At 39.3% G+C, this 11,041-nt stretch carries 5 protein-coding genes; 2 read left to right on the forward strand and 3 right to left on the reverse strand.

All coding sequences use genetic code 11. The annotated features are described in order from the left end of the window. Position 1: 1 nt before the first annotated feature. On the reverse strand, positions 2-2,077 hold the full coding sequence (dpp5, locus tag ACZOVS_RS04895) for a dipeptidyl-peptidase Dpp5 (RefSeq protein WP_483996109.1): 2,076 nt from the start codon (positions 2,075-2,077) through the stop codon (positions 2-4). Positions 2,078-2,420: 343 nt separating this feature from the next. On the opposite strand from dpp5, the gene ACZOVS_RS04900 reads away from it, so the two are divergent. Then, complete coding sequence (locus ACZOVS_RS04900) at positions 2,421-4,124, forward strand: peptide-N-glycosidase F-related protein (RefSeq protein WP_483996110.1); 1,704 nt, start codon at positions 2,421-2,423, stop codon at positions 4,122-4,124. A 105-nt stretch (positions 4,125-4,229) separates the two neighbouring features. Here the strand turns inward: ACZOVS_RS04900 and ACZOVS_RS04905 are convergent, their stop codons facing one another. Beyond that, positions 4,230-5,549 carry a deoxyguanosinetriphosphate triphosphohydrolase gene (locus tag ACZOVS_RS04905; protein ID WP_483996111.1) on the reverse strand — a complete coding sequence of 440 codons (1,320 nt, stop codon included), beginning with the start codon at positions 5,547-5,549 and terminating at the stop codon, positions 4,230-4,232. A gap of 2 nt (positions 5,550-5,551) precedes the next feature. Beyond that, positions 5,552-6,577 (reverse strand): tRNA (adenosine(37)-N6)-threonylcarbamoyltransferase complex transferase subunit TsaD, encoded by a 1,026-nt coding sequence (gene tsaD / locus ACZOVS_RS04910; protein WP_483996112.1) that lies wholly within the window; start codon positions 6,575-6,577, stop codon positions 5,552-5,554. A gap of 12 nt (positions 6,578-6,589) precedes the next feature. Here tsaD and ACZOVS_RS04915 point away from each other — a divergent pair, with 12 nt between their 5' ends. Continuing rightward, positions 6,590-11,041, forward strand: coding sequence for a translocation/assembly module TamB domain-containing protein (locus tag ACZOVS_RS04915; protein ID WP_483996113.1), 4,452 nt, complete (start codon positions 6,590-6,592; stop codon positions 11,039-11,041).

Raw genomic sequence — 11,041 nt, forward strand, 5'->3', positions numbered from 1 at the left:
CTTATTTCAGATAAGTGTCGAGCCAGTTGAAGAAACGTCTCTGCCAGAGTATGCCGTTTTGAGGTTGAAGTACCCAATGGTTTTCATCCGGGAAGTAAACAAATTCGGCGGGGATGCCTCGCAGGACGGCAGCGTTGAAAGCCTGCATGCCTTGAGTGTAGCAGATACGGTAGTCTTTGTCGCCGTGTATCACAAGGATAGGAGTATTCCATTTATCGACAAATTTATGTGGAGAATTGGCGTAAGACCATTGTACGACAGGATTGTCTTTGTCCCAGTAAGGACCGCCGAGGTCCCAGTTGACAAACCACATCTCGTCAGTCTCAAGATATTGTGCCTCAAGGTTGAACATGCCGTCATGGGCGATAAACGCTTTGAAACGGTTGTCATGGTTGCCTGCAAGCCAATAGACGGAGAATCCTCCGAAACTCGCTCCAACAGCACCGAGTCGTGTCTCATCGACAAAAGGCTCTTTGGCCATGGCATCTATGGCTGAGAGATAATCTTTCATGCACTGTCCTCCGTAGTCGCCGCTGATGGCTTCGTTCCATTCCTGTCCGAAACCGGGCAAACCGCGACGGTTTGGTGCAACGATGATGTAGTCGTTGGCTGCCATCATCTGAAAATTCCATCTGTATGACCAGAACTGACTTACTGTGCTCTGTGGGCCTCCTTCACAATATAAAAGCGTGGGATATTTCATTGTGGGATCGAAATGCGGCGGATATATCACCCATACAAGCATCATCTTGTTGTCAGTGGTCTTTATCCAACGTGATTCTACAACACCCATGGTCAACTGACTGAAAATGTTGTCGTTGACAGTAGTGATTTTAGTCTCTTTACCTGAATATGCGTCAACAAAATACAACTCAGTAGGATGACTCATCGACTGTTTTCCGCAAACAAGTCCTAATGCCGCTACGTCAATAGACACAAAGTTATGTGTTCCTTTGGTGATTTGTTTTATGGTCTCACTTTTGAGATTCAGGGCGTAAATCTGGTCTGTCCCGTGTATGTCACTGATGAAATATATGGTCTCGCTGTCGTTGCTCCATGTCAGATTGCTGACATTCTGGTCGAATGTGGATGTATAGTCTTTTTTCTCTCCGGTATTGAAATCCATTACGAAGAGACGGTTTTTGTCTGCTTCATAACCTTCACGTTCCATACTCTCCCATGCCATCTTGCTGCCATCGGGCGACACTGTGAAATTAAGGTCGTAACCCATCATGCCGTCGGTAAGGTTTTGAGTTATGCCGGTAGATATGTCGTATTTATAAATGTCGGTATTTGTCGATAAGGCATAATCTTTCCCGATTTTCTTTCTGCAGCAGTACAGTATGCTGCCGCTGTCGTGGCTCCAGCCAACCTGTTCCATTCCGCCCCATGGCCTCACCGGCGACTCCCAAGGCTCGTCTTTCATGATATCCATACCCTCGCTGACAACGCCTTTTTCCGGTATTTGGGCAACAAAAAGATGACTGTAAGTGTCAACCCATGTGTCCCAGTGACGGTACATCAAATCGTTGTTGATTCTCGCTGTGGTAAGCGGTAAATCGGGATACATGTCATGTACGTCGTCTTTTATCTTTACTTCAGCAGAATATACAAGGTAATTCCCGTCAGGACTTACTTTATAACCTGTGATGCCTCCCTCGATGTTGGTGAGTTGTTTTCTGTTTCTGCCTTTTGCATCTACTTCAAAAAGCTGCATTGCACCGTTGAATACGGTCATGAATGCTATCCTGTCGTTGCCGAGCCAGCCCGGACTGTATTCTCCATCTTTGCCCTTAGTGATGCATTTTACATTCTTACCGCTGACATCAGATACATAAATCCTTGATTGTCCGCTGTTTGACTTTATGTCATAGTCGGTGACTGTATATACTACTCGGTTTCCGTCCGGCGAAATGTCTGTCTCGCCAATCCTGCCCATCGACCATAATACTTCCGGAGTCATAATGTCAGACTCCAATTTTATATGCTCCCTTTTTGGCGCATTGTTGTTGATTATTTGACTGCACGATTGTAACATCATGACAACCAATAATAATGGAAAAAATAACCTCTTCATGACAAAAACTGTTTTAATTCTTTTTCTATATGCAATATTCGCGAAAATATTCTGAATTTACAACTAAATTTTTCATTTTTGTCTATTTCATCGCTCGATAAATGATGTCATATCTATTTAATATATGATTTTAATGTGTTTCTTAATGTGACATTTATTATTTGTTAAAAAATAAAATATTTTGTTGTTTTAGTTTGATATTAAAATGATTATGTTATTTTATGAATAATTTTATAAAGAATATTTTAAAATCTATTGTCAAGTTTTTTTAATTTATTTTATTTGCAATGTAAAATAGTTTTTGATGAGAGAGTAAAATTTTTTATTTTTGCAAAAAAATGCCATGAAACGTTGTATAATGATATTGTTTGTCATGATGATGACGAGTGAGTTGTTTTCACAACAGAAACTTGTATATCATTCATATTTGCTCGGCTCCGAGAGTGGAGATACTACCTTGACTGAGGTTTACAGAAATGCACGACAATTGAAAATCGTTGCTGTCGATGATTTTGAAGGCGTCTTGATAAATGGTGTCTCAACGGATTATACTTTTGTGGACTATGACAGGGATTCTGCTTATATACAGGTCAATTATCCCGGTGATGAGTCGTATTTCACAGCTTATCCTCTGCATAATGACAAGGTGGTTTTTGAACTTAAAGGAACAGATGAAGTTAATGGGTATAAATGTACTAAATATCAGACTGTTATAAATTCAAATACTATAGAAGTTTGGATGACGGACAAGTATGGGTTTGACGCTATGCCTGCAGTGGGGCGCGGTGTTCTCGACGGCGTGATGGTTCGTCAGATGATTAATGGCAACAGAGTGACGGATCTTCGCTATGTAAACAAGGATAAAAAACTTAAAAATACTGTTATAATACCTGAAAAACTCGGTGTTCGCATGACGCCAAAAGAACTCGACAATGTCAGAAAGGGAAAACTTGTGGTGCGCATCCCTGTTTTTGACGACGTGCAAATCAATTTTGCCGATATTGAAAATTTTGAAGGCGAGATACCTTTTGATACAGTGATACATTTTGCTTATGGTACTCTCGTGCTGAAAAGGCTTTATATTCCGGAACTTCCGGAACATTATCAGATTTTTGCCGACATACATCAACGTTCCAACGGCGATGCTTACGACAGAACGGCTTCTGTTTTTGTTATTCCGGAAGATAGGGAATTATCTTTAACCGATGCTTTAATTGACAGTATTCAAGTCCTTCCTAATCTTATAGATAGAAGAGAAGAAACATATTATGGAATAAGATTGGAAGACAATTATATGCCGGTGGTCGAGTTGGTGCGTTTTTTTACTCCTTTCGGTGTAAAGCATTATAATGATTATGTCAGTATGGATGGGATGACATGGCAGGATGAGGCACATTATAAACAGGAGATTACAGAATTGTGTGACCGTTTGAGAGGCGATGTGCTGATTGGGGCTTTCATTGGCAATTATGACGGCGGTGGACATAAATTGAGTATGGATATTCTTGCCTATCCACAGGATTACAGCGGTGATGTCAGTGGCAATAAGGCTTGGAGCCTTCCGTTGTTCAACACTTGCAATGTCATGGAAATGGCGGGACAAAACTATGGCAGGTTGTTTCTTACCGACAGTCTTACAGTGACTTTCGAATTGCCTGCTGATGTGAGGAATGTAAGATTGAGATATATAAGTACAGGTCATGGCGGTTGGGATAAAGGCGATGAGTTCAATCCTAAGGAAAATACCATCATCATTGATGGTGATGTCAAGTTTACATATACGCCATGGCGTTGTGACTGCGCCACTTACAGAGAATACAATCCGGTGTCGGGTAATTTCTGGAATGGCGTTTCATCCTCCGATTTGTCTCGCTCCGGCTGGTGCCCCGGCACAGCAGCACAGCCTGTTTATTTCGACCTTAAAGACCTTGAACCCGGTAAACATACAATTACTATAGCTATTCCGCAGGGTGAAGATGAAGGCGGCAGTTTCAGTCATTGGATGGTTTCCGGAATCTTGCTCGGTGAGAAGATTACTGATAATTGAATGGAGTGACGTGAATTCGATAATGATATTATGCTTGTGTGTTCGAGAGTCTTAATATTTTATTTCTTATAACTCAATAATAAGTTGAAATAATATATATATTCCTTAACTTTGGTTCATGCCGTGCAGATCTTTGTAAAGTTGTACTGCATATATGTCTGTCATGTTCGAGATATAATCTAATACCACCTGAAGTCTTGAATACATGTCGTTTTTTTCTGTCATGAATTGTTCCGGAATGATGGACAACAGCTTCTTGTTGTATGTCTTTTCGGGAAATCTTATGGCTTCGACGAAACTGTTCAAAAGATCGCCTATTACGTTAAAACCCGTCAATTCTATTTTTACTACTGAAGGATGCTTGTATATGTATTTGGCGGAAAATTCTCTGCATTCATTCATTGCTTTCAGCTCATGCTCCGGCAGATGAGCGATAAGACTTTTATCAAGACATCCATTCATGATATTTTCGTAGTTATCCACATAAACGTTTGATACACAATCAACTAATTTATTAATTACCATGGCGCGCAGAAATGCGAGTCTTTCGTTCTTATCCGTTACTATGTCAAATATCTCATTTCTTCTTTCAAAAAACCATTTTTCTTTTTCAAGGTCGAAAAAATCAGAGAAAAATTTCGTGGTATCTTCTGTGGAAATGATATCTCTTTTGTGTGCGTCTTCCATATCGAGGATGAGGTAACATATATCGTCGGCAGCTTCCATCATATATGAGAGAGGATGGCGGGCATAAATAGGTTCAGCCGAGAGTCTTGGTACCTCGCATTCTTCCATTACAGATACGAAAGTGTCTATCTCGGAGTTGAAGACGTTGTATTTTTTTCTTGTTCCTTTGTTGAAAGAAGGGTAGGGGTATTTTATCAATGTCGCCAAAGTGGCGAATGTCAATGACATGCCGCCGGCACGTCTTCCCTTGAACTGATGTGTCAGTTGACGGAAAGCATTGGCGTTACCTTCAAAGGCAATGAGGTCGCTCCATTGGTTTTCCGGTATTTCCGTGGAGAGTTCTTTGCCTGCTCCTTCCTTAAAATAACTGCTTATCGTTTCCTCTCCGGAATGACCGAAAGGCGGATTGCCGAGGTCGTGTGCCAAACAGGCTGAAGATACAATGATGTCGATGTCATTCAACAGATTCAGGGTTTCACTGTCGGTCTTGTCGGACAACTTCTTCAGTACCACTCTCGCAATGGAACGCCCTACACTTGCCACTTCGAGACTGTGTGTCAGCCTGTTGTGTACTAATTTAGTGCCGGGCAGTGGAAAAACCTGAGTCTTGTTTTGAAGTCGTCTGAACACATTGGAAAATATTATTCTGTCGTAGTCTCGCTGGAAATTATTGCGTATGTCAGCTATTTTATGTGCAGAAGATTCTCTTTTTTGTGACAGCAGTTTGTTCCATTCCATAACTATAACTCTTTTGATGATGTTCTTGCGTATGGTGTCAGGTCTTGTGAAGCAAATTCGCCTCTTAGGTATTTCAGATAACCGGCAACACCTATCATGGCGGCGTTGTCGGTGCTGAACTTGAATTTAGGGATGAAGACATCCCAATGATAACGTGCACCGGCATCGAGCATGGCTTTTTGAAGTGATGAGTTGGCCGACACTCCGCCTGCTATGGCTACTTGTCTGATACCCGTGTCTTTTGCTGCCTTTACAAGTTTATTCATCAGAGTGTCAATGATTTCTTTTTGTATTGAAGCACACAGGTCGGCTTTGTTGTTATCTATGAAATTTACATCATTTTTCAGATTGTCGCGCAAGAAATAGAGAAAACTCGTTTTCAATCCGCTGAAACTATAGTCATAACCGGGTATGTGAGGCTTGCTGAAATGAAATCTGTCGGCATTGCCTTCTTTTGCCAACTTGTCGATGACAGGACCTCCCGGATATGGAAGTCCCATTATTTTTGCCGTCTTGTCGAAAGCCTCTCCTGCAGCATCGTCTATGGTCTTGCCTATGATTTCCATGTCGAAATAATCATTGACTTTCATAATCTGAGTGTGACCTCCTGATACTGTGAGACATAGGAACGGAAACGAAGGTGTCCTGTCAGTTTCCTCATCTTGTGCAAATAATGCCAGAACATGGCCGTTTGTATGGTTTACTTCTATCATGGGAATGTTCATTGCAAGAGCGAAAGCCTTTGAAAATGAAGTACCTACTAATAATGAACCTAAAAGTCCCGGTCCACGGGTAAATGCTATTGCATTTATTTGTTTTTTTTGTATATTTGCTTGCTTTAAGGCAGCATCGACGACAGGTATTATGTTTTGCTGATGTGCACGTGATGCAAGTTCAGGAATAACGCCACCGTATTGACGGTGAACTTCTTGATTTGCAATGACATTCGATAATACTGTAGTACCTCTTAACACTGCTGCTGAGGTGTCGTCGCATGACGATTCTATGGCTAAAATATATTCATTCATAATTGTAAAAGAATGGGCAAAGGTACAAATAAAAAAGTAATGCACGGCATTTTTATCGTTTTTACGGTAATATTTGCTTTGGTGACAAGCTTGTATGTCGCTATCCGTGATACTACTGTGCAGAGTATGATTGCCCGTACCGTGGCAGGTGTGCTGTCTAAAAAACTTAATACCGAGGTTTTGATAAAAACTTTTTACATAACACCGCGTCTCGTCATGCATGTTGAAGATGTCCGTATTAACGACCTTCAACATTATAACCTCTTGACAGTTGGTGAGTTGGAAAGCTCCATGGCATGGCAGAAAGAGTCTAAGATGTTTTATGTCAGAACAATAAAACTCAAGGATTTCTTTATTAACATAGTGAAGTATGAAGGCTTCGATAACTTGAATATCAAAGATTTGATTAATGAGCTTGGTTCTGGAAAAAAGAAACGTACTGACAAAGATTTAGATATGCAGTTTTTTGTCTCTGACCTGGAACTCGAGAATGGAAGAGTGGTTTATTGGAATCAAAATAAAGATAAACCTGAGAAAATCAGCATGGATTATCTTCACCTTGATATTCAAAATATTAATATGAAAGCCAAAGATTTAAGCTATAAATCTGACACTATACAGGCTGATGTTTTGAGCCTGAGTGGCTTTGATAAATGCGGCTTTACCATCGATGATTTCAGTGGCCATGCCCTTGTGTGTCCGACAGAGACTTCCATCCTTGATTTGAAATTGCTGTCTCATGCCACAGATGCTTCTATGGACTTGACTTTTAAATATAATGACTATCCTGATTACCTCACTTTTATAGACTCGGTGTATATCATTGCTGATATTCGACCTTCGCAGCTTACTCTCAGCGATTTGAAATATTTTTCTGTTGTTATGAGTCAGATGCCTGATACTCTGCAGATTAATGGTAGATGTGAAGGCTATGTCAGTGATTTTAGCGCCGATGACTTTAATTTTTCTTTCGGAGAGAATACTCATTTTACAGGTGACTTGTCTTTTATTGGTCTTCCTGATTTCTTTTCCACTAATATAACTGCCGATATTAAAAACATGATGTTTTCCTATGACGACCTCGAAAATTTCTTTGTACCCTATATCGGCAGGCTCCCTATTCCAGATATGTTATCTTCGATGTGTAAAGGTTCATTGTCCGGTTATTTCAACGGCTATCCAAAAGATTTTAACACTTCAATGAAAATCAATACAGTAAAAGGTGCTGTCGATTTTGAATGTGCATTTAACTGCAGCAATGCCGTTACTGTTCCTGAGTATCATGCTTCTGTGTTTTTGGACAGTCTTGACATTACCGAAATGTTGTCTTTGAAATATCCTTTTGTAGTCGATATGAATCTCAATATTGGAGGCATGGGATTGGATAAAAAAACAGCTGATCTCGAAATGGTCTCCAATATTGGTTCTGTTACTTTCATGAACAACACATTTCATGACATTCATCTTCATGCAGATTTTGAAAATCAGAAACTTATCACATCTACAGATATTAAATCACCTATTCTCGACCTTGAACTTGACGGCTTGCTGAATCTGCAATATGCTGAGCCTGCTATGGATGTTTATGTAGATATAAATAATGCTGATTTATATAAACTTAACATTTTGAATAATGACTCTATCATGTCGTTGACAGCCAAAGTGTCGTGTAATGTCGTTGGAGATGATTTCAATACATTGGTGGGTAGTTTGGATATTGACAGTGTTTCGTACAGATGTAGCAGCGGTTCATATAAAATGGATGCTTTATCTGTTAATATTTCTAATGATGACTATATGCTTCGCAATATAAATGTTTTATGTGACTTTTTCGATATAGAGCTTTCCGGAATAATAGACCCATATACATTTAATAATTCTTTTAGAAATTATATTCTCAATTATTTTTATGTCCCGTCATGGATTGCCAAAGGGAAAACTTTTGACTCCGGAAAACAGGACTTTAATCTTTATGTACAATTTAAAGATACCAGGCCGCTGACGGATTTGTTCATACCAACCCTTAAAATCAAAAACGGTTCCTCATTGAGATTGTCATTTTTGTCTGACAATAACCGTCTTAATTCCACATTCATCTCGGATGAGATAGTCTTTGCCGGTGTTCGTTTCGAGAATGTCAGCATTTTTAACCGCTCCGGTAATAGAAGGACATACGCTGAGGTGAATTTTAATGACGTGATTTTGCGTGATTCTTCAGAGAAAAATCCCGACGCTTTGGGATTGGAAAATGTCAAGATGCGTGTTGACTTGGAAAACGATACCTTGTTCTTCAATATGAATTGGGACAACATGAATGATACCGACAAGGGCCAATTGGCATCGTTGTTCGTCATAGAAGACAAACATCATAGCCGTTTTTCTATAGATTCTTCCAATATCATGATAAATGGAAGGACGTGGGTGATTAGCGATAGTTGTTTCGTGGATTTCTTTGATGATAAAATGTATGTCAATAGTCTTAACCTTTCCGAAGGAACGCAGTTTATTGATATTGAAGGCTTCGTGCCGAGGAAATTGTCTGATACTCTTGAAATAACATTCAATAATTTCGATATCTCGATATTGGATTTGGTGACAAAGGGATATGGTTTCGATTTCGATGGATTTATTGACGGTGGTTTCAGAATGTCCGGCATAACGGAAAAACTTACTTTCCTTTCCAACTTAAATATTAAAGATGTTTTTCTGAATAAGGAAAAATTGGGTAACATAAATCTGATGGCAAATTGGAATGCTGTAAAAAGTTCTATTTATATCGATGCCAATGTCGTCAGGGATGATAAAAAAGTCATAGACCTCACAGGAAATTATTATCTGCTTAATGATGATGATAATTTGAGGTTTAATCTGTTTGTCAATGATTTTGACCTTAATGTGATATCTCCGTTCGTATCTACGGTTATTAGTGAGGTGAAAGGCGGAATAAATGGAGTGTTGAGCATTTCAGGAACTCCGAACAAACCTGTTATCGAAGGTGGAATAGGTTTTAAAGATGCCGGCTGCCGTGTTAATTATCTTAATAATTATTATACTTTCAGTCATGTGGTCAATCTGTCGAGAAACTTAATCAAATTCGAAAACCTGAGACTTACAGATGTGAATAATAATACTGCTGTCGCTAATGGTACTATTACCCATGATTATCTGAAGAATTTTGTTTTTGATATCAATATTGACTGTTATAATTTCTTCGCGTTGAACATACCGGAAGAAAAAGCCAATGGTTTTTATGGTACTGCTGTGGCTGATGGTGTTGTCTCTATCAAAGGACCATTGAATGATATAAAAATGGATATCAATGCTATAACAAAGAAAGGTACTGAAATAGATATTCCTCTAACAAATACGGAAGTCGTAAATGACGATTTTATAGTGTTTGTTTATAATGGTGAGAATCAGAGTGATACTGTCGCTGTTGCAGCAACGGAGCCTGTAAAAAAACAGAATTTCACCATGAATCTTAATGCCGATGTGAATCCTGCTGCCAATGTTAGGATATCTCTCTCTATGAATATCGGAGTAATTACTGCAAACGGCAACGGTAATCTGAGAATGGGTTATAAATCCGGAGACCTGTCGCTTATAGGTGATTATATGATAAGTGAAGGTGAATTCGTTTTTACAATACAAAATCTCATTAAGATGGATTTCGTCCTGAGAGGTGGCACCATAACATGGTCAGGTGATATCACTGATGCAGATATTGATGTAGTTGGCAGCTATCGTACAAATGCTTTGATATCATCTCTTGGAATAGAAACAGACTCTACATCGGTAGGCGAGAAAGTAAATGTGGATTGCATCATCCGTCTTAAAGATAAACTTATGAATCCCACAATAACATTCGGTCTCGAATTACCTAATGCCAATGACGATATCAAAAATACTGTCTTCTCGATGGTGGATACCACAAACCAATCTGTAGTAACTCAACAGGTGTTCTCTCTCCTGATGTTGGGCTCATTTAGCTATAGCTCTGCTGATGTGGTGTCTCAAGTCGGTACGACAACTTATTACAATGTGTTGACAAATCAATTGAGTAATTGGCTTTCACAAATAAGCAAAGATCTTGACGTGGGCGTGCGCTATACTCCGGGAAGCGATATCAACAAGGAAGAGTTGAAAGTGGCTCTTAGAACTAAGTTTTTCGATGACAGACTCACTATAGAAGGCAACTTCGGTATGATAACCGAATCATCGAGCAGCGCTAATTATACAAATAATGTCGTGGGTGACGTGGATATAACTTTCAGAATATCCAACAGATTTAGTCTGAAAGCTTATAACCACTCTAATATCAACAGTAACTATTATAGCTATTCTTTTGAAAACTATTCAGACTATACGCAGGGTGTGGGTATCTCGTATTCACAGAGTTTCGATAAGGTAAGTGAGATATTTACTCGAAGAAAACGTTCTAAAGATAAAAAGAATAAAAACTGA

It is taken from the genome of Candidatus Limimorpha avicola (genome assembly GCF_056978975.1).

Excerpts from the sequence above, each read along its gene's own strand:
- dpp5 (WP_483996109.1), bottom strand. The coding sequence starts at position 2,077 with ATGAAGAGGTTATTTTTTCCATTATTATTGGTTGTCATGATGTTACAA.
- ACZOVS_RS04900 (WP_483996110.1), top strand. The coding sequence starts at position 2,421 with ATGAAACGTTGTATAATGATATTGTTTGTCATGATGATGACGAGTGAG.
- ACZOVS_RS04905 (WP_483996111.1), bottom strand. The coding sequence starts at position 5,549 with ATGGAATGGAACAAACTGCTGTCACAAAAAAGAGAATCTTCTGCACAT.
- tsaD (WP_483996112.1), bottom strand. The coding sequence starts at position 6,577 with ATGAATGAATATATTTTAGCCATAGAATCGTCATGCGACGACACCTCA.
- ACZOVS_RS04915 (WP_483996113.1), top strand. The coding sequence starts at position 6,590 with ATGGGCAAAGGTACAAATAAAAAAGTAATGCACGGCATTTTTATCGTT.